The organism is Chitinophaga ginsengisoli, from assembly GCF_003014595.1.
Classification (GTDB): Bacteria; Bacteroidota; Bacteroidia; order Chitinophagales; family Chitinophagaceae; genus Chitinophaga; species Chitinophaga ginsengisoli.
In genome coordinates, this window is record NZ_PYGK01000012.1 from 191,951 (window position 1) to 213,491 (window position 21,541).

Annotated in this window: 14 protein-coding genes; 6 read left to right on the plus strand and 8 right to left on the minus strand. The window is 48.3% G+C overall.

Translation table 11 applies throughout. The features are described 5' to 3' along the window. Nucleotides 1–13: 13 nt before the first annotated feature. The gene (locus CLV42_RS24490; protein ID WP_106604563.1) at nucleotides 14–1,216 is read right to left on the minus strand and encodes a bifunctional 3,4-dihydroxy-2-butanone-4-phosphate synthase/GTP cyclohydrolase II; all 1,203 of its coding nucleotides are present in this window, start codon (nucleotides 1,214–1,216) and stop codon (nucleotides 14–16) included. A gap of 368 nt (nucleotides 1,217–1,584) precedes the next feature. On the opposite strand from CLV42_RS24490, the gene CLV42_RS24495 reads away from it, so the two are divergent. The 6 genes from CLV42_RS24495 (at nucleotide 1,585) to CLV42_RS24520 (ending at nucleotide 10,166) form a co-directional block, all read left to right on the plus strand. Continuing rightward, nucleotides 1,585–4,881, plus strand: coding sequence for a TonB-dependent receptor (locus CLV42_RS24495; RefSeq protein ID WP_106604564.1), 3,297 nt, complete (start codon nucleotides 1,585–1,587; stop codon nucleotides 4,879–4,881). 132 nt (nucleotides 4,882–5,013) lie between these two features. Next, entirely contained in the window at nucleotides 5,014–5,721 is a 708-nt protein-coding gene (locus CLV42_RS24500) for an alpha/beta hydrolase-fold protein (RefSeq protein WP_106604565.1), read from the plus strand. A 114-nt stretch (nucleotides 5,722–5,835) separates the two neighbouring features. Continuing rightward, nucleotides 5,836–6,942, plus strand: coding sequence for an ATP-grasp domain-containing protein (locus tag CLV42_RS24505; RefSeq protein ID WP_106604566.1), 1,107 nt, complete (start codon nucleotides 5,836–5,838; stop codon nucleotides 6,940–6,942). 77 nt (nucleotides 6,943–7,019) lie between these two features. Continuing rightward, the gene (locus CLV42_RS24510; RefSeq protein WP_106604567.1) at nucleotides 7,020–8,120 is read left to right on the plus strand and encodes a carboxylate-amine ligase; all 1,101 of its coding nucleotides are present in this window, start codon (nucleotides 7,020–7,022) and stop codon (nucleotides 8,118–8,120) included. 16 nt (nucleotides 8,121–8,136) lie between these two features. Then, a complete protein-coding gene (locus tag CLV42_RS24515) occupies nucleotides 8,137–8,970 on the plus strand; it encodes a type 1 glutamine amidotransferase (RefSeq protein WP_106604568.1) in 834 nt (277 codons plus the stop codon). Then, the gene (locus tag CLV42_RS24520) at nucleotides 8,967–10,166 is read left to right on the plus strand and encodes a hypothetical protein (protein ID WP_106604569.1); all 1,200 of its coding nucleotides are present in this window, start codon (nucleotides 8,967–8,969) and stop codon (nucleotides 10,164–10,166) included. The genes CLV42_RS24515 and CLV42_RS24520 overlap by 4 nt, the downstream gene beginning before the upstream one ends. Before the next feature lie 58 nt (nucleotides 10,167–10,224). Here CLV42_RS24520 and CLV42_RS24525 read toward each other — a convergent pair whose 3' ends face one another. The 7 genes from CLV42_RS24525 to CLV42_RS24555 form a co-directional block, all read right to left on the minus strand. Then, a complete protein-coding gene (locus tag CLV42_RS24525; protein ID WP_106604570.1) occupies nucleotides 10,225–11,553 on the minus strand; it encodes a histidine-type phosphatase in 1,329 nt (442 codons plus the stop codon). A 52-nt stretch (nucleotides 11,554–11,605) separates the two neighbouring features. Further along, entirely contained in the window at nucleotides 11,606–12,961 is a 1,356-nt protein-coding gene (locus CLV42_RS24530) for a right-handed parallel beta-helix repeat-containing protein (protein WP_106604571.1), read from the minus strand. Nucleotides 12,962–12,979: 18 nt separating this feature from the next. Next, the gene (locus CLV42_RS24535; RefSeq protein WP_170117634.1) at nucleotides 12,980–15,745 is read right to left on the minus strand and encodes a TonB-dependent receptor; all 2,766 of its coding nucleotides are present in this window, start codon (nucleotides 15,743–15,745) and stop codon (nucleotides 12,980–12,982) included. A 215-nt stretch (nucleotides 15,746–15,960) separates the two neighbouring features. After that, entirely contained in the window at nucleotides 15,961–17,583 is a 1,623-nt protein-coding gene (locus CLV42_RS24540; protein WP_106604573.1) for a tetratricopeptide repeat protein, read from the minus strand. Between the two features lie 96 nt (nucleotides 17,584–17,679). Next, nucleotides 17,680–19,311, minus strand: coding sequence for an FAD-dependent oxidoreductase (locus CLV42_RS24545; protein WP_106604574.1), 1,632 nt, complete (start codon nucleotides 19,309–19,311; stop codon nucleotides 17,680–17,682). 21 nt (nucleotides 19,312–19,332) lie between these two features. After that, entirely contained in the window at nucleotides 19,333–20,085 is a 753-nt protein-coding gene (locus tag CLV42_RS24550) for an SGNH/GDSL hydrolase family protein (protein WP_106604575.1), read from the minus strand. A gap of 16 nt (nucleotides 20,086–20,101) precedes the next feature. After that, a complete protein-coding gene (locus CLV42_RS24555; RefSeq protein ID WP_106604576.1) occupies nucleotides 20,102–21,526 on the minus strand; it encodes a RagB/SusD family nutrient uptake outer membrane protein in 1,425 nt (474 codons plus the stop codon). Nucleotides 21,527–21,541: the final 15 nt, after the last annotated feature.

Sequence of the window (21,541 nt, forward strand, 5' to 3'; positions counted from 1 at the left end):
GGAGGTCTGCATATTAGCCTCTCAGGATCTCATGACCCAGCTTGTCGCGTTTAGTCTTGAGATAGAATTCGTTATGTGGATTCGGGTGTACTTCGATCGGTACATTTTCCACTACTTCGAGGCCATATCCTTTTAATCCCGCTCTTTTACGGGGATTATTGGAGATCAGGCGCATTTTGGTAATATTCAGGTGGCGCAGGATCTGTGCTCCTACCCCATAGTCGCGTTCATCCATTTTGAAGCCCAGTTCCAGGTTTGCCTGTACGGTATCCCTGCCTTCTTCCTGCAGCTTGTAGGCTTTCAGTTTGTTCAGCAGTCCGATGCCACGGCCTTCCTGGTTCATATAGAGTATCAGGCCTTTACCTTCGCGTTCTACCATTTCCATGGCCTTGTGCAGCTGTTCGCCGCAATCGCAGCGGAGGGAGTGCAGCACATCGCCGGTGGCGCAGGAGGAGTGGATACGTACCAGTACCGGTTCGTCCTTTTCCCAGGTACCTTTTTTCAGGGCCATGTGGAGCTCGCCGGAGTTCAGCTGTTTGAAAGCCACCAGTTCGAAGTCGCCATATGCGGTAGGCATATGTACGGTTACCTGTTCTTCGATCAGGGTTTCTTTTTCGAGGCGGTATTCGATCAGGTCTTTGATGGAAATGAGCTTCAGGTCGAACCGGTCGGCTATTTCCTTCAGTTCCGGCAGCCTGGCCATGGTACCGTCTTCGTTCATGATCTCAACCAGTACGCCGGCAGGTTCAAAACCAGCCAGTCTGGCCAGGTCGACGGTTGCTTCGGTATGGCCGGTACGGCGTAGTACGCCGCCGCTTTTTGCCTTCAGGGGGAAGATATGTCCTGGTTTTCCAAGTTCTTCAGGGCGGGTATTTGGGTCTATCAAGGCCTGTACGGTCTTGGCGCGGTCATGTGCTGATATGCCTGTGGTGCATCCGTGGCCGAGGAGGTCCACCGATACGGTAAAGGGTGTTTGGTGCAGGGCGGTGTTGTCACGCACCATCATTTCCAGTTTCAGTTCATCACAACGCTCTTCTACGAGCGGTGCACATATTAAACCACGGCCATAACGGCTCATAAAGTTGATGATCTCTGGCGTTACGTTCCTTGCTGCTGTGACGAAATCTCCCTCATTTTCCCTGTCCTCGTCGTCTACGACTATTACCAGCTTACCATTCCTGATATCTTCTATGGCTGATTCTATTGTATCTAGCATAGCGCTTTATTAAAGTTAATTTGCAAAGTTATGCTAAAAAAAGCACCATATGCTATTCCATCCACTTACCTAAAGATCACTGCACATATATAGCAATAAACCATATAAGCATCCGGGCGCATAGGTAAGTATATTCATGCCACACACTGCAATATTTCCGGCATTTCAAAGATACTGATTTGAGTTTTTAGAATTTATGGGGCGAATTCTTGAACAAACTCGATGAAATGCCTGTTTAAAATAGTAGCTATCCAAAATTATATCCTCTAAAACTAATCAGGTCAAGGCCTTAACAATTTGTTAATTTATAGTTAAAATCTGTAAAATTTTATTCACCACCTTTGCGTCATAAATCAAATCGCTCGTTTATGGGATTTAAAAGACTACTCTCTACATTCATTGTACTGTTTATCGCATTTCACTCCTACGCCCAGGTTACTACCAGTAGCATGATCGGTAAAATTACCGGGCCTGCTAACGAGGCATTACCTGGTGCAACCGTTGTTGTTATCCATGTACCTTCCGGTACAAAATATGGCACAACCACCGACGTTGAAGGCTATTACAGGCTTCCTAACATGAATGTTGGCGGACCATACAAAGTAACCGCCTCTTATATCGGCTACACAGAATTCAGCCAGGGAGACATTTTCCTCGCCCTTGGCCAGCCCTTCAGACTGAACATGAAACTGGGAGAAAAAGCCCAGGATATTAAAGAAGTACAGGTAGTAGGTCAGAGAAGCGGTGGCGTATTTAACTCCAGCCGTAAAGGTGCTCAGACTGTGCTGAACCGTTCTCAGATAGACGCCCTGCCTACTGTGGGCAGAAACCTGACAGACTTCGTACGTCTGACCCCTCAGGCCAAACTGACCAAAGATGGTAGTGGTAACCAGACTATCTCCATTGCCGGTACCAACAACAAGTACAACGCTACTTTCGTGGATGGTGCTGTACAGAACGACGTATTCGGTCTGGCAGAAAACGGTACCAACGGTGGTCAGATCGGTATCTCTCCTTTCAGCATCGACATCATCGACCAGTTTAACATCAACGTATCTCCGTTCGACGTAAAACAGGGTGGTTTTGCCGGTGGCGCTATCAACGCGGTAACCAGAAGGGGTACTAACGATATCGAAGGTTCTGCTTACTACTTTGTACGTAATGAGAGCCTGGCAGGTAAAACGCCTAACAAGGATGAAAGCAAGAGAGCTAAACTTGCTGACTTCTCTTCTAAAACTTATGGTGCACGTTTAGGCGGCGCCATCATCAAGAACAAACTGTTCTACTTCGTGAACGCTGAATGGCAGAAAGAAACCCGCCCACAGCCGTTCACTTATTCGACATATGCAAACGGTCCTGGTAGCGCTCACGCTACACAGCAACAGCTGGCTGATCTCAGCGCTAAACTGAAAGCATCAGGTTACGATCCCGGAGGTTATGAAACGGTGGAAAACTCACTGGATGGCCGTAAATTCTTCGCAAGACTCGACTGGAACATCAGCGATGCGCACAAGTTCACTATCCGTCACAGTTATGTACATGGTGAAAGTGTAAGCCCGGGTAAATCCAGCGCCAATACGATCACTTTTGCCAATAAAGGTATCCTCTTCCCTTCTACTACCAACGCTACCACCGCCGAGCTGAAAAGCCAGTTCGGTAACAGGGCTTCCAACTCCCTGCTGGTAGGCGCCAACATCGTAAGGGATGACCGTGGCATCACAGGTTCACCATATACTTCCGTATTCATTACCAAAGAGTCTGTTAGCTTCGGTACAGAGGAATTCTCTGTGGCCAACCTGCTGAAACAGGATGTATTCACCCTGACTGACAACCTGGAACTGTACAGAGGTAAACATACGATCTCCCTGGGTACAAGCAATGAGTTCTATAATATGACGAATGTATTTATCCGTCAGAACTATGGTTCTTATACTTTCGCAAGCCTGGATGACTTCATGAACAATGCTTCTCCTGTTCAATACCAGCGTTCATTCTCTGCTGTAGATAAAACTACCGGAGATAACACAAAGGGAGCTGCCAAGTTCAAAGCACTGCAGCTGGGTATCTACGCACAGGACGACTACCAGGTAAATGACCGTTTACGCGTGTCACTCGGTATCCGTGCTGACCTGCCAGTGTTGCTGACCGATCCTGCTACGAACAATGACTTTAATAATACCGTATTACCAGCTGTTGTAGCTGCAGGTAAATGGGATATCAAAGGCGCTAAAACAGGTACTAAACCTGATGCCAAGATCCTGCTGTCTCCCCGTATTGCCTTCAACTGGGACGTGAAAGGTGACCAGACCACACAGATCCGTGGTGGTGCAGGTATCTTCACCAGCCGTATTCCATTCGTATGGTTGGGTGGTATGTACAACAACAACGGTGTTACCCTGGGTGGTATGACCTTAAAATATGATCCTAAACAACCAGAAGGTCCAAACAACCAGAAGATCCCTTTCATTACCGATCCATTCAGCCAGCCTAGCATTACGGTAGCGCCATCAGGACAGATCGACCTGTTTGCGAAGGACTTCAAATTCCCACAGGTATTCAGGACCAGCCTGGCTATAGATCAGCGTTTACCATGGGGTATGATCGGTAGCCTGGAAGGTATCTATACCAAAAACATCAATAACGTAGTTTACTACAACCTGTCATACATCCAAAGTGGCACAACGGTAACCGGCAACGGTAACGACAACCGCCCGATCTGGAAGAACGTAGGTTCTGCTGTACGTGGTAACTATACTGATATCATGTATGCCCAGAATACCAGCAAAGGTTATTCCTATAACATCACTGCACAGTTACAGAAATCATTCACTAATGGTTTCAGTGGTACTGCCTCTTATACCTTTGGCCGTTCCAAATCTATCAACGACGGTCAGTCTTCCCAGAACTCTTCTCAGTGGAGGGTACCTAACGTAAGAGGCCGTAACGATGTAGACCTGGGTTATTCTATCTTCGACGTAGGTTCAAGGATCGTTGCTTCCGTTACCTACAAAAAAGAGTACATCAAACACCTGGCTACGCAGGTTTCCCTGTACTACACTGGTCAGTCTGGCGACAGATATTCTTACGGATACATAGATCCGTCTACCAATATCGTGAAAGACTACACCACCAGCAGCGACAGGGGTCTGAACCTGATCTATGTGCCAAGAACAGCAGCAGAGATCAACCTGGTAGCGTATAATGATGCCGCAGGTAATGCAGTTACACCTGAACAGCAGTGGGCTGCACTGGATGCATTCATCAACAACGATAAATACCTGAGCAAACGCAGAGGACAGTATGCTGAAAAGAATGGCGCCCGTGTTCCATTCACCAACATCTTCGACCTGCACATCGCACAGGATATCTTCGTAGGACAGAAGAACGGTAAACGTCACACAGTACAGGTATCCTTCGATATCTTCAACCTGGGTAACATGATCAATAACAACTGGGGCCGCATCTACTCTACCCGTACAGGTATGAACTATAACAACTATGGTTTGATCAACCTGGTAGGTTTTGCAGCTGATGGTACTACACCACAGTTCAACTTCAAGAACCCTGTTAAGAACGACGGCAAGACTGTTGCCACCATCGATGATTTCGGTGTACAGTCAGCTCGTTGGCAGGCGCAGCTGGGCTTCCGTTATACTTTCAAATAACAAGCGCACTTTTCATAGAAAAAAGGGGTGTCCGCCAAAAGCGGGCACCTTTTTTTTATGCCCGTCATTTACTACTCATTACTTAATTATTCCTTCACAGGCTGTTAGACTTTTTTCTTTATATTTATAATGATGCAGGAACAACATTACAAATGGCATTCGCCACATCTGGGCCGTGAATTTGAAATGCTGGTGTACGGAGAAGAGGGCTATCCGCTGATACTCTTTCCGACATCTCTGGGCCGGCATCATGAACATAGGGACAAAGGACTGATCCAGGCCCTGGAATGGTTTGTTGATAATCAGCTGATCAGGATCTATTGTCCGGATGGTATAGACAGCGATAGCTGGTATAATCCCCATATATCTCCGGCACAGCGAGCCCTCAATCATATCAGGTATGACAACATGCTTCGTCATGAAGTACTGGAAAAAGTGACAATGGAAACAGGCCTTCACCGTGTGGCGGTAGCTGGTTGCAGTTTTGGGGGATATCATGCCGCCAATTTCGCTTTCCGCTATCCCGAGAGGGTATCCTACCTATTTAGTCTTAGCGGCGTATTTGACTTAAAATCAAGGCTTAACGGCCATTATGACGACAACGTGTATTTTCATAACCCGGTAGACTTTATGCCGGATAATCCTCATGAAGCCCTGTGGCGGATGGGGATCATATTAGGCGTAGCCGAAAAAGACATCACCCGCAGTCAGAATGAAACCATGTCGGGCATTCTTGCTAACAAAGGCATTATGCACTGGCTGGACGTAAGGCCCAACAGGACACACGACTGGCCTACCTGGCTGGAAATGTTGCCCTACTATCTTTCCCTGATAAAATAGTGATGACAGCGCCACCTTACAGGGGAACAGATGAAGGGCCTGTTGGCGCGAATATTGATTCTCAAACGCTGCTTTGTAAACGACGGATAACCAACGCAATAAAACTCACTACAAATGAAAAAAATAGGACTCCTCTTCGGCCAGGAAAATGGTTTTCCCCAGGCATTTATTGATCGTGTGAATGAAAAAAAGATAGACGATATTACTGCGGAAGCAGTATCTATAGATAAAGCGATACAGGGTACTCCTTCCGGGTATGCTGTGTTGCTTGACCGTATTTCGCAGGATGTTCCTTTCTATCGCGCCTGGCTTAAACAGGCAGCCCTGGAAGGTACCGCTGTTATCAACAATCCGTTCTGGTGGAGTGCTGACGATAAATTCGTCGACAATGAACTGGCCCAGAGAACCGGTGTACAGGTGCCTAAAACCGCCCTTATTCCTTCCAGGGAACTTCCGTTGAACACCAGCGACCAGTCGTTCAGGAACCTGGTATACCCTTTCGACTGGGATGCCATCTTTGACCATGTCGGTTTCCCCGCCTACATGAAACCCTTCAACGGCGGCGGATGGAAACATGTGTATAAAATACATGACCGTGAGGAGTTCTTTGCACAACATGCCCGCACCGGACAGTTAGTGATGATGCTCCAGGAAGAGATCAAATACGAAGCCTATTACCGCTGTTACTGCATTGGCGGCCGGTATGTGAGGGTGATCCCTTATGACCCTTATCAGCCTGAAAACCAGCGTTACCTCGCAGAAGATAATGGCGATAGTTCGCTGCTGAACACCATTGCCGACCAGGTAGCGCGGTTGAACCAGTACCTGGGGTATGATTTCAATTCTGTGGAAATTGCCGTTCGCAATAACGTACCTTACCTGATAGATTGCTGGAACCCGGCGCCGGAAACCAATGAAAAGGTAATTGGTGCGGAGCATTTCGAGTGGGTAGTAGAAACAGCTGCCACTTATGCCATCCAGCGCGCCCAGCAGCAAATACCGGGTACTGATAACCTGACCTGGGGCAATTTCCTGCAGCACGCCATTAATGGTCAGCAAACGGTGATCGTACCCGGCGCCAAAAAGGCCGTTGCTAAGAAGCCTGCCGCTATGACGGCCGCTAAGTTGTCTAAAGATGGCAAGGACCTGAAAGAAGCTGTACTGGAAAAAGAAACACCTGCCAAAAAAACACCCGCCAAAAAGACTAAAAAGAAAGAATAACTTTGGTGTCTGAAATGACGGATCACCGTCCGTGATCCGTCATTCGCCATTTGTAACAGATTGTACACCAACACCACATGCTCAAGAACTTCACCCTCGGTATTGAAGAGGAATATATGGTCATGGACCCGGTGACCCGTGAACTCCGGTCCCATGAACAAAAGATCGTAGAACAGGCACACAGGGTGCTCCGTGATAAGGTAAAGGCTGAATTTCACCAGGCGGTGGTTGAAGTAGGCACCCAGGTATGCGCAAACATAGACGAAGCCTGTGAAGACGTTTCCATGCTGCGCCGTACCATTGCCCAGATAGCAGGCGACCTGGGTTTCAGTATCGGCGCTTCCGGCACACACCCTTTCTCCAACTGGGAATTACAGCTGATCACTGATCATCCCCGCTATTTCGAGATCGTGACCGAAATGCAGGATGCCGCCCGCTCCAATCTCATTTTCGGACTCCATGTACATGTAGGGATGGAAAACAGGGAAATGGCCCTGCATATTGCCAATTCCGTGCGTTATTTCCTGCCGCACGTATTTGCCCTCAGCACCAACTCCCCCTTCTGGGAAGGCCGTAATACCGGCTTTAAATCTTACCGTACAAAGGTGTTCGATAAGTTTCCCCGAACCGGTATTCCCGACTATTTTGCCAGCATTGAAGAATATGACAGGTACATCCAGCTGCTGGTGAAGACCAATTGCATAGACAATGCGAAAAAGGTATGGTGGGACCTGCGGGTGCATCCCTTCTTTGACACCGTCGAATTCCGCATCTGCGACGTACCACTTACCGTAAAGGAAACCTGTACCATTGCTGCGCTTTTCCAGGCCGTATGCGCCAAGATCTACAAGCTGCGCATGCAGAACCTGAACTTCATCATTTACAACCGCGCCCTGGTCAATGAGAACAAATGGCGCGCTTCCCGCTATGGCATAGACGGTAGACTGATCGATTTCGGGAAGGAAGAAGAAGTGAATGCGCGGGCGCTTATCCAGGAACTGCTTGACTTTGTGGATGATGTGGTAGATGACCTGGGCAGCCGTCACTATATAGAACATACCCGTCATATCCTTGAAAACGGTACGGGCGCCGACCAGCAGCTGAAGGTCTATGCAGAGACCCAAAACCTGGTGTCAGTAACAGACTTCATCACTAATCAGTTCCTGAAAGACTGCTAAATTGTAACTTTGCAGTATGAATCCTAAAAAGCAGCACTGGAAAGTAGCCGTTCTGGATATGTATGAACAGGTCCCTAATGAAGGCATGCGCTGCATCAGGGAAATATTGACCAGCTATGCTAAAAGACATGCGCTGCAGCTGTCATTTCATGAATATGAGATAAGGGTGCAGCAGCAGGTGCCAGATCTATCCTACGACATATATATCTCCACCGGTGGTCCCGGTAGTCCGCTGGACAGCGAAGGCAGTGAATGGGAACAACATTACTTCCGCCTCATGGAAGACATCAGGGAATGGAATGACACCGCTATTGATAAAAAACAGGTATTACTGATCTGCCATAGTTTTCAGCTGATGTGCCGTTATCTTGGATTGGGCAACGTCTGCCGCCGCAGGTCTCCGGCATTTGGCGTCTTTCCTGTACATAAAACAGCTGCCGGTGAGCAGGAACTGGTCTTCGGCGAATTGCCCGAGCCTTACTATATCGTTGATAGCCGTAACTGGCAGGTTATTGAGCTGAATCATCAGAAAATGGAAGCGATCGGTGCAGAAGTACTGGCTATTGAAAAAGAACGGCCACATGTACCACTGGAACGCGCTACCATGGCCATCCGTTTCAGCGACTACTGCCTGGGTACACAGTTCCATCCTGAAGCGGATGCTGCAGGCATGCGTATGTACCTGCTGCAACAGGAAAAGAAGAACCAGGTGATCACCAACTACGGCGCAGAAAAATACTTTAGCATGCTGGAGCATCTTTCTGATCCGGACAAGATCATGCTGACGCATGATGCATTTATACCGGCTTTCCTTGATAACGCTATTTTTAAACGCTCTTTACAACAATGATCCCCTCAATACGTAGCACATACAATCATCAGTTCACACACCGCCAATACGAGGATTTCCTTTCAGGTATTGCGGCGGAGGCAGGCGAAGCACCCGCCTTTAAAGTGGCTGAAACACCCGTATTTATTCCTGCGCAACTAACCGCCAGGATACAACAGGCCTGTGATGAAATTGTTGCTGTCATCCTCCATCCTGACTTCAAACAGCAAACCAGGGATGCCATTCCCCATGAGCTGAAAGTACCGCATGAAAATGATCATCCTCACTTCATGGTCATTGATTTTGCCGTATGCCGCGATGAAGCCGGCGACCTGACACCCAAACTGATAGAACTCCAGGGATTCCCCTCTTTATATGCCTTCCAGGAACTGATGGCGCGTCAGTTCAGGACACATTTTACCATTCCTGATACGCTCTGCAACTTCTTTAACGGACTGAATGCAACATCCTATTTTGCCTTGCTGAAAGAGGTGATCATCGGCCCCTGTGAGCCGGAAGAAGTGGTGCTGCTGGAGGTTAAACCACACGAACAGAAAACAAGGATAGACTTCTATTATACCGAACATAAACTGGGTATAAAAGCGGTCTGTATTACAGAACTGATCCAGGAAGGTAAGAAACTGTACTATGAGCTGGATGGTAAACGTATCCAGATCAAACGGATCTATAACCGCGTCATATTCGATGACCTGCACCGCCAGCAGGAATTGCTGGGTAAACATGTACATCTCTTCCAGGAGCTGGAAGTGGAATGGATCACACATCCTAACTGGTTCTACCGCATCAGTAAGTACATATTGCCATTCATTCATAGTGAATATGCGCCTAAAAGCTGGTTCCTGCACGAACTGCCGGTAATACCTGCCGACCTGGAAAACTATGTGCTGAAGCCACTTTTCTCCTTCGCCGGACAAGGCGTGCTGATAGATGTCACACAGGAAGACCTGGATAAGATCTCTGACCCGGAGAACTGGATCCTGCAACATAAAGTGCAGTATGCGCCTGCTATAGAAACGCCGGAAGGTCCTGCCTATTGTGAGATCCGTATGATGTACGTATGGCCTGACAGCAGTCCTTCGCCTTTATTGGTGCATAATCTTGCCCGCATCAGCAAGAGTAAAATGATCGGTGTATCACAAGGCAAGCCGCAGAACTGGACCGGTGGTAGCTGTGCCTTCTTTGAACAGGCCTTATGATCATCATAAAAAAGCGCCTCCAATAACTGGAGACGCCTTCTGACTAAGCAAAGAATCGCTACTGTAACCCCAGCAAGTACCGGTGCATGTCTGCATCCGGTGCTGTTCCTATCTTGCGTAATTTGTCCACATAGTATTGTTGTACATCCTCCCATTGATAATAAGGAAAGTGTGCTGTTTTAACAGGCAGGCGCACCTCGCGTTCGTTCAGTAATACTTTCACCAGATAATGTCCTCCATTCGCGTATACGATCCACTGAATATTTGCGCTGAGCGGGATAATACCTGATGCCTGCCAATGCTCCGCATATTGACGAACAGCAACAGCGGGATGGCTGGCCGCCCGAATACCTAACAAGGTGGCAAAAGGAGAAATAGCTTCTGCATGCGTAAAGCGCAGTATCGCATCTTTCTGCAGGTGGCCATTGATTGCCGCAGCGGTACTGTTCAGGAAGTCGGCCAGCAAAGGTGCCGCCACAGTCACCTGAATGCCCAGTGTATCCAGCCCCGGCCCCTTTTCATAGAAGTCGGTGGCGTCGTTGATAAAGCTTAACCATGCCAGTGAAGACGCGTCAAATGCGATCCCGAAATTGATGCTGTCAGGCTGATAGCCTTTTGCTTTCATTTCAAGCGGAATAGAAAACTGTACGCTGTATAAGTCATACAGGCCTTGAGCAAAGGTCAGCGCCTTCTCCCGCTGCAAAGCGAAAGATGGTGTAAAGACCTTTTTCCATAATGCCTGTACCACCTTTGCCGTACGTGCATCACGCTCCAGCGAATCGGCACGTTCCCTTACTGCAGGCGTCTCTTTGAATGCCAGGTAAGCAGGCGACAGATCGTAGAAGCGTAATACATTTTCAGCGGTATCTGCCGGCGCAGCATGGATCGTTTTATCACCGGGGTAATTTTTAAATGCAGTGAGGAAAGCGGCTGCACTCTGCCGGGTACGTACTTTATGCGTTACTTCCACATCCAGGCCACGGCCCTTAAAGGCCGGGCCATTATTTTTCAGGATACGTTCTCCTATTCCCGCCTGCTCGGCAGCACCCAACAGGCTAATGTTCTCATAGTTGTTTTGCTCAATCGTTAAAAAGCGGTTCGTCATAGCCAGCAACTGCACACCCAATGGCGTCAATGCAGCGCTTCGCTGCGCCTCTTGCAACAGGGCCTGTACCTTTATGTCAACGCCTGCCTTGGTGAGAAAACGGGCGCCATGACGACCCACATAATTTACAAATACCGGCGTAAAACCAGCCGGTGGTGGCGTATATGTTGCCGCCTTAAACGGATAAGGCGTTTTAGTGCCCAGGAATTTCTTCTCCTGCGCATGGGCACGGGAAAAGAAGACCAGCGACAGAATAACCAGTAAGCTGTTTCTGTAATGCATCGTCTGTTATTGATAGCAGCCGTTCGCCACAAGCAGAACGGCTGCAGCACATTTATTTGGATAATAAACTGGAGGTAATATGCTGGTTGCCGGAACCATTGGAAGGATAAGCACCCCTATCAACAGAAGGTGGCAGCGTAGTAGCGCCATATAAACCACCCTGTGGCACTGTTTTCTGTGCCTGCACCACATCAGCATTGGCCGATTTCAGCGCAGGTGAACCCGGCAGCAGGCTAAAGTCATACTGCTGCGTAGTGATGATGGTAAACGGCATCGCAGAGATATCCAGCGGCGCTTTGTTTTTCGCGAAATCAAACTGGTTCACGTCGTAGTTAGCGAACATCGGTGGATTGCTTTCAGGCGTGACAGTCATGATATCGTTCGACTGTTTACGGCCTACGCCATCTGCTGTATAGAACTGATCGATCTGCGTCTGCGCATTGGAATAAAAGAACTGGTTATTGTAAGACGTATGTGTAGTATCTGCATCAGGCGTAATACGCACACCATAACGGCAGTCAACAATGATGTTGTTATAGATCTTACCCTGTGCACCCTTTTCAAAGTTGATAGAACCGCCACGACCTGATTTTACCTGGCGCATACCACAGTTCAGGATCGTATTGTTGTACAGGTACACTTTGGTTTGTACCGGACCACCACCGCTGTTGGATACTTTGAATGCGTTGGTAGCCGCACCGATCACCACGTTGTACGCTATATCGCCTACAGAACCGGCTTTCAGGTTGAGCGCTTCACCGCCAGCCTTACCATTGGCTTCAAAAGTATTACGCATCACGCTCACATTACCATGCAGAACGCGGATACCATCGTCTGTGCTGCCATAGAGCCAGGAATCTTCCAGGATGAAGTGCCCATTATAGTTGGTATAACTGATCAGGTTACGGGGATCTCCGGCAGCAAATACAGCCGGATCAGCAGAAGGACCTGCCGGACCACCTGCAAACTCCAGGTGCGTCCATTTAATGATCAGATCACCACTGGCCGAACCACACTGAATACCACCCCAGTAGCCTTTACCAATGTTCTCCGGCTTACGGAGGCTATCGGCCACCGTAATAAAGTTATTGGCGTCTGCAGTACCCAGGCTGATGAAAGTACCATTGCAGGTGATCTGTGGACTGGTAGCCGTGGTCTTACCATCGCCAATGGCAATCAGTCTGGAACCTGCCTGCATCAGCAGGGTATCGCCCTGGTTGATGGTGATATCTGTACGGAAATAATAGGTTTTGCCTGCAGCCAACGTCCCTTTTATAGTACCGCTAAGGGTATCTGACGTGATGGTCTGACCGGCAGAAATATGTGCGTCGGAGATGTGTACCGTTTCTTCTTTATGACAGGCACTGATGATCAGTGTAGCAGCGATTAATATATGTCTGGTTTGCATGAGTGGTCTTTTGAATAATTAGAGTTTGAATTTCACGCCCAACAGGTAGTTCACGCCGTAAGTATCTTTTCTCACGAAAGTGTTCTTGCCCAATTCCTGGAAAGGCACGGCACCTACTACACCACTGCCGGTGTAAGGCTGGTGGATCTCCAGCTGGTAAGGCGTGTTCAGGATGTTGTTCACTTTCCCATACACATACCAGCGTTTTGCCAGGCGTTTTTCCACAGAGAAGTCCATCTGTGCAAAACCTTTCTGCCAGATGTCGTTATCCAGGAACTGGCTCACCGTGTTAATGCGACGGCTGGTATAACCCATGGCCAGCTGTGCATTCAGGCCCACTTTATTATCATCCTTGAACAACAGTGACAGGTTAGCCACATGTGCAGACTGTCCCTGCAGTGGGCGGGTCTGGTCCACCTGTTTATCGGAAGTACCGGTAGCTGTGCTGTAATACAAGATCTTTGAAGTGGTGATGGCTGAGTGCGTGAAGGTGTAGTTTGCACGTATACCGAACCAGCGGAAATACTTCGTCATGTCCAGTTCCACACCATAGTTGCTGGCTTTACCAAAGTTGTCGGGCACATAGTATGTGTTGGTGCCTACATCTTCCAGCGCATATTCGATCGGGTTGTTCAGGTGTTTGTAGAACACACCTGCCAGCACATAATCCAGCGCTTTCGGGAAGTATTCATAACGCAGGTCAAAGTTATTGGCGGTGGTCCTTTTCAGGTTCGGGTTGCCGATTTCCTGGTAGTCAGCATCCGGATCACCACCATTGTGAGGGATCACCTCATAGAAGTTAGGACGGCTGATAGCGGAATAATAAGAGAGGCGCAGGGCCTGTTTTTTATCCAGGGAGTATTTCAGCAATGCGCTGGGCAATACGTCGTAATAAGTGATACCGCCGGTTTTACCTTTCACCGTTTGCGGTACAGCACTCTGCCAGTTAAGGTCTGTATTCTCAAAACGGGCGCCGCCGGTCAGTTCAAATTTCTTCATTTCAATTTTCACCATAGCATACGCGGCACCTACATTTTCAGTAGCGTCGTAGTTCAGCGCATTGTCTGAAGTGCCTTCGCCATTAAACACCGCAAACGTGTTGTGGGAGATATCGCCGTCGTATACCTGGTTGCTTGGGTTGGTCGGACGCAGATTGTAGTTATCATAAGTGCTGGTACGGCTCTTATGACGGTACATACCACCTACGCTCCAGTCTACATCTGCCTTGCCGATCTCCGATTTATAGGTGAAGTTCAGGTACGCGCTTTTATCCTCGTCGCTGTTACGCTGGAACTCACGGGTTGACTGATCCAGGTTCAAGGGCGCCTGTACCGCTGCTCCGGTAGCGGGATCTTTGGAAACACCGGTCACCAGGTGCAGGCTGGCTTCATCCGGGCGGTTATCTGTTGCTTTGGAATACACCAGGCTCCAGTCCATATGCAGGTGATGCACCAGTTCATTCTGACCATTCAGGGTCGTGTTGAAGATCTGTTGCTGATCGTGGTAAGTACGGTAGCTGTTGCTGATACGGCCAAAACCAGGACCAGGACGGCCCAGTTGCAGGCTGGTATCTGTAGAAAAGCGGAACTCATTTTTGTTGAGGTTCATGTAAGCTACGTACAGGTTGATCTTATGATCGTCGTTGAACTTATAATCCAGTTTGGCGTGCAGACCGCTACGTTGCTGCTGGATAGAATAGTTACGTGATTCGATGCTGGTTACTTTTGCATTACCATTGTTCATATCAGTTTCCGTACCGAAGAACACAGACTTCACATCCCGGTAGTTATTCTGATAACTACCCGCTAGCATCACACCCAGCTTGTTGTTCAGCAGGCGACCACCCAATGACAGTCCAAAGAGGGAAGCAATGGGATGACTTTTATCTGAACGGGAAAAGGCGCTATTCGGGAAATCTGTCATCGTTGCCTGGTAACCAACAGGATTGGTAGCACGTGGCGAACGATCCAGGCTGGCACCATGGTCAAAAGTGGTAAAGTTGCTGGTATTGGCAGCCAGGCCTGCAGCCGCATTGGCTTTTACACTGAACTGGCTGGGGGCATCCTTCATCACCATATTTACGGCACCGCCAATGGCATCACCTTCCCTATTGGGGGTCAGTGACTTGATCACTTCCAGTCGGTCCAGCAGGTCGGCCGGAAAGATATCCAGGGGTACATAACGGTTCTTGTTGTCCGGGCTCGGGATCTTGATCCCATTCACCAGGGTATAGATATAACGCTTGTCCATACCGCGGATGATGGCATACTGGCCTTCACCGTTGGTACTTCTTTCCAGTGTAACACCGGAAATACGTTGTACTACGTTCGCCACGGAAAGATCAGGAGAGACTTCAATGTTACGGGCTGATACGGAGTTCATGACCACATTAGCCTTGCGATCGTTCTGCAGGGCATAGGCATCACTGCCATGATCACGTTTACCGGCCACATTCACTTCGGCCAGGTCTTTTTTCTTTTGCTCCAGCTCTATTGTAAGGGTAGTCTGGTTGTTTACCGTTACTTCCGCTTCATATTTTTGATAGCCGATATACTTCGCTTCTATTTTACAGGTACCGTTCTGCAGCCCCTTAATAAGGAATTCCCCGTTCAGACCGGAAGTCAGGTAACGTTTCTTCCCGGCCATTTCAATCTGTATGGTCGTACCGGGAAGTGGTTCCCCGGATCGCTTGTCCACCACCAGGCCACCTAAACCGGCCTTTTGTGCATAAGCGGAGTACGTAATTCCTGACAGCAGGATAAACAGTAATACTAGTTGCTTCATGAGTAGCATTTTTTTGTGGGTGCAAGTTGAAAAAAGCAGCTAAAGCATCACAAAAAGCACCATAAGCAAAACGTAACATCGTGAACAGGGGCGTATACAAAATAGCAACAACCTGTAAACAGCGAACTATAACTACCTGATATATAACATATAGCAAAGACAGCCAATGTTCATTAACAAATTGTTACCGTAACACCCGGTGTAACCGACAGGTATTACAATGCATGAATAAATGCCGTCAGGCTCTCCCCCTCATCAAGGTTCAATTTCTTTTTGAGGCGGTATCGCGATACCCTTAAACTGTCGAGAGAGATGGCCAGCAGGGTCGCCATATCCTGTGAAGTGAGGTTTAATTTGATAAAAGCGGCCAGTCTGAAGTCATTATAGGTAAGATCCTCACGACGGTTTTTCAGCTTTAGGAAGAAGTCTCCGTGTACCTGTTCAAAGATCTCCCGGAACTCATTCCAGTACTGGTCATGGTTAAAATCGAGGTTAATCTGCTGGATCAGTTGCTGGATCTGTTTCTTCTGATCCCTTTTTTCGTCTTTGGCCATGGCTTCCAGACGGTTGCGCAGGTCTTCCAGCAGCTGGTTTTTCTGGATCACGTGCAGGGTATGTGAGGTGAGGGCCTTGCCTTTCAGTTCCAGTTCCTGCACCAGTTTGTCTTCCTTCAGCTGTTTGTTTTGGAGGGCGGCCTGCATCAGCTCCTGCTGGGTTTCATGCATTTCCTGCTGCTGGCGCGCCAGCTGACCGGCATTGCGGATGTTGAGCCGCTGCCGGCTGATGATCACCCAGCCTAATATTAACAGGAGTACTATCACAACAGCCGTGGCGATACCTATGATGATATTGATATCCCGCTCATGCTCCAGGTTCATGATCTCCACATTCTTCTTATTGATATCAAACAGGACGCTAAGGAAAGCCGTCTGACGGTTATTGTCTGCCGAATAGATATCAATGGCCGCCCGCCGGGATAATTCCATATAGTGATAGGCACTGTCGTTCTGGTTCAGGAGACTGAAGGCTTTACCCAGGTCATGCCAGGCAGCCCCTTTGTCATGGAGGTTGTTCATTTTCTCCGCCTGATACAGGGCATTACGGGTTTCGGCCAGGGCTTCTTTATAGTGCCCGGTTTTGCGGTAGATGTCGCCCAGGTTATTCAGCACCTCGGTGATCGCCACTTCTTCATTGGCTTCTTTATAGAGATCGTAGGAATGCAGGAAATAATAGGAAGCAGAGTCGAATTGCTCCAGGTCTTCATAAATGCTGCCCATATTCTCGTAGATCTTGCCCATACCCGTTTTCTCGGAGATCTTACTGTATTCATGTAGGGCCAGTCGTTCGAAATAGAAGGCGCTGTCGTATTTAGCCTGCTTTTCGTACAGGTGACCGATCTTCCCATAGGTATTGGCCAGCCCCTTGTCGTTTTTGAGCTCCCGGTAGATGGACAGGGCTTCATCGTACTGTTTGCGCGCCATGGGTAGCTGGCGGTTATAATAATAAAGGATGCCCATGTCGTCCAGGTTATCTGCCACCAGGTCCTTACGTTGCTGACCGCGGAAAATGCTGTCGGCTTTGTGGTGAAAGTCGAGCGCCTGCGGATAACTGCCCAGGTAATAACAGATATTCCCCATGTGCTGGAGGGAAATGCCGGTAGTAAGCGGATCTTTCTTTTCTACAGATTTACTATATACTTCTTTTAAGAGGGCAAAGGCAGAATCCGGGAAGCGTCTGCTGAGTTGTTCTGTATAGGTAAGTTCTGTGTGCTCCTGGTTTTGGCTCTGTGCAGCGAGGCCACACAATAATAATAAACAAAGTATAAAAGATCTGATCATGGCAATTGTTCCCCCAAACTGTGCCGCAAAGAAACAAGTTTAATATTAAGAAATAGTTAAGCGTTGCCGGCAGCAGTTGGGGGAACAAAGGGTATCCTACAATTGCTGTTTATCTTTCAGCAGCTGCGCTTTCAATTGGTCATAGCTAATATCCTGTATGGCTTTCTTTCCATCAATCGCCTGGATGGCCGCTGTAGCCGCGCTCTGGCCCAATATCATGAACACCGGTTCCATTCTGATACTGCCATAGGCGATGTGTGTAGACGACACACATACCGGCACCAGCAGGTTCTCACATTCTTCTTTCTTTGGTACAATAGACCCGTAACTGATACGGTAAGGCTCAGGCACACGTACCTCCACATCTCCTTCATTCTGCACAGTACCATCTTCCTGCACATACCGTTGTGTGTTATGCGAATCCAGGGTATAAGAGCCCATGCCAACAGGATTCACAACCTGTTTCTTACCCAGCACTTCATGTTCCGTCATTGTTTCCATACCAGTCATACGACGGGCTTCACGGATATATAACTGGTGCGGCCAGTTGCCGTTATCTTTGAATTCATCCCTTGACAATCCCCATTTATTCATATGTGTACGGATATCATCGGGTACCCGTGGATCAGTGGCCATAAAGTATAACAGCCCTTTCTGATAAGTAGCATGTGCAGCAATGATCTCTTTCCTTTTTTTATAAGAAGCCTCCGGATAATCATAGTTCATCCCGATATAATCTGTGCTGAAAGGCCCGTGGTTGTTGACATCTGTCTTATGGTTAGGAATAGGATCGTATTTATTGAATGCTTCTTCCCAGCCATTACTAAACACTCTTACCAGCAATTCATACTGCGTGGAATCATATCCCGCCGGACGTACAAAAGGAATACGGTTTGCAGGAAGATCGGTCAGGCACATACGGAAGCAATAAGCCTGTACGCGCTTGTCGGCACTCCCTTTCTCTCCCGGTGGCTGTGGAGAGATAAGCGGTAGTAAACCACTTTTAGCATCCCCTGGTACTTTATAGGCACTCACCGGTTTCTTAAAATAATGACCATGGTGGAGCACACCTATCTGTACACCATTCCAGTTCTCATTATACTCGCTGTTAGCCTCTCTTCCTACACGATAGGATACTTTAGCAGCCGCCATCAGATCTCCTTCATAGGTAGCGTCGATAAACATCTTACCACGGAATGTTTTACCGCTCAGTGTTTTGATCGCAACGATCTTCTGCCCTTTTTTGGTAACACCTTTCTCACGGTCCAGCCATTCGTTGCGGTATATTTTAATATTGTTCTCTTTCACAAAATCTTCAAACACCTGCTCTGCTACATGTGGTTCGAAGATCCACATGGTACGTTCTGCGCCATCCATAGCAGGCGTGCCTTGACCCTTGTTACCGTATTCAGCCTGTGGCTGCCAGTTCCATGCGGAAGGCTGCTGATAATGAAGGTATACGCGGTGATAGAATTCACGTGCCAGTCCGCCGATCACTGATTTATTCCCGGTATCGGTAAAACCGAGTCCGCCGGAAGATAAACCGCCCAGGTGTTTATCCGGCGATACGATCACGACAGATCGGTTCATTTTCTTCACCTGCACCGCCGCTGTAATAGCGGCGGAAGTACCGCCATAGATCACGACATCGGCTTCCACAGGCGTCTGTGCATGAACCTGTGTAAAGCATAACAAACAAAAGAGTAACACTGTAACTAGATGCTTCATAACTGTGGTTTTATATCTGTTTTATGGAACCAGTAACTTTTTAAGATATGCCGGATAGCTATGTCCTTCTGTACCACCATCACCATGCGTGATGCTGTCTCCGAAGCATACGATTCTTTTATGCGGTAGTTGCCGCTGCATGATACAATCGTATACCACCACGCCCATCAGACGGTAGCCTTCGGGCGTAGGATGCACACCGTCTGTTTTTCCGCTGTTCAGTTCATTCTCGATGAGACTATCCTTTTCTATACCGATATTACCGGCACGTTCAAAGATGTGTCCCATATCCAGCAATGTCTGGCCGGTGTCCGCAGCTATTGTAGCGATCACCTCATTCACTGCTTTCCTTCTGGCCACATACCCTTCCGGATCATAAAACTCCTTCGGATGACGGGTGTACAGATAAGGTTCATAAGCCGGCAGGATGGTCATCAACAATACCTTACTGCCCGTACTGCTGATCATCTTCACCATGTCACGCATGTTCTTTTCATAGTCTTTCAGGGGTACATGTTTCCGGCTGTTCATATCATTGGTACCAGCCATGAATACAGTAAGATCCGGGTGGTGCGACAGGCAATCCTTCTCTATCCTTGCCAGCATCTCTACGGTGTTATTGCCGCCGATACCGGCGTTGATCACCAGTGGTGGTTCATCATTTCCTGCCAACCGCAATGCGGACTGCAGAGGATGGGCAGCAAGCGCATATTTCCCCGGGAGAGAAAAAGAAGTGGCTAATAATCCTGCCTGTAAAAATGTTCGTCTTTGCATATAATCGTGGTTATGCTCAATAATCAGGGTTTTGTTTCAGCTTCGCATTAACATCGATCTCTGTCTGGGGGATCGGGTACAAATAATGTCTTTCACTCACAACGATGGATGGGTTTTGTGCTTTCATGGCGCTGATCAACCGTTTTGTGCGCACCAGGTCATACCAGCGGTGTCCTTCAAAGGCCAGTTCCAGTCTTCTTTCCAGCAGCACGCTATCGCGGAACTGTGCCTGTCCTAATGTTTGCTCCAGCTCCGGAATACCAGCACGCCTGCGAAGGCGGTTGATGGCGTTAAACGCATCCGTATTACCAGCAGCTTGTTCATTCAGTGCTTCCGCATACATCAGTAAAACATCTGCATAGCGGATAACAGGATAATTGTTACTGCCTTCTCCATTGGCGGTCGCAGCAGGGTCCCTGTACTTATATACGTATGCCGGGAACGTAATACTGGCCGGAGCCGGAGGTGTAGAAGTCGCGGTATACAACCTGATCGTCACATCGCGACGTTTATCCGTAGCACGGTAGGTATCATACAGGTTCTTTGTAACCGGATCGTCTCCAAAGCCGGCGATACCATTCACCTTGTCGAAGTTGGGACGCATATATCCCTGCATATAACTCCCCTCTCCCAAACCGCCTCCCAGCGCCTGCACTTCAAATACGGACTCCTTTCCATTCTTATTACCGATCAGGAATGCATCCTCAAATTTATCCCAGATATCATATACGCCGAGGTCCATGACCTCCTTACACTTTGCTACTGCGTTGGGCCAGTCTTCACGGGTCAGGTATACTTTGGCCAGGAAAGCAATGGCAGCGCCCCTGGTAGCCCGGCCCAGGTTAGCGCCGGTATAAGCAACAGGCAGTACAGTGGCGGCTTCAGAAAAGTCTTTTATGACCTGTTGGTATACTTCATCTGCGGTGGCTCTGGCTACTTCCAGGTTATCAAGGGAAGTAGTTTCCTGCAGGATCATGGGCACGCCACCGAACATGCGCACTAGTGTAAAATAATAAAACCCTCTTAAAAATTTAGCTTCCGCCAAGTACTGGTTTTTCAGGTTTGCATCCATAGTAATGGCCGGCACACGCGCCAGCACAGCATTTGCTTTGTTGATGCCGGAGTAGGCGGCCGTCCATATTGATTGAAAAGTAGTAGTAGCCGGGGTAAAGGAATACTTATCTACATCATTTTTAGCCTGGTTGGCGGTAGAGCGGCCTCCGCCCCATTCTGCATCATCCGTCGCCTGATCCTGCAATACCCACATGGCCTGGTCATACATATTCTGCCCTTTCATCTGATCATAGGCAGCGCTGAGGGCAGCTTTGGCATCGTCGGCATTCTTATAGAAATTGTCCGGCGTGAAACTGGATTCCAGTTGCTGGTCCAGCAGGTTACAGGACATCTGTGTACAGATCAGTAGAAAAAATAGCTTTTTCATATACGTGCTGTTAAT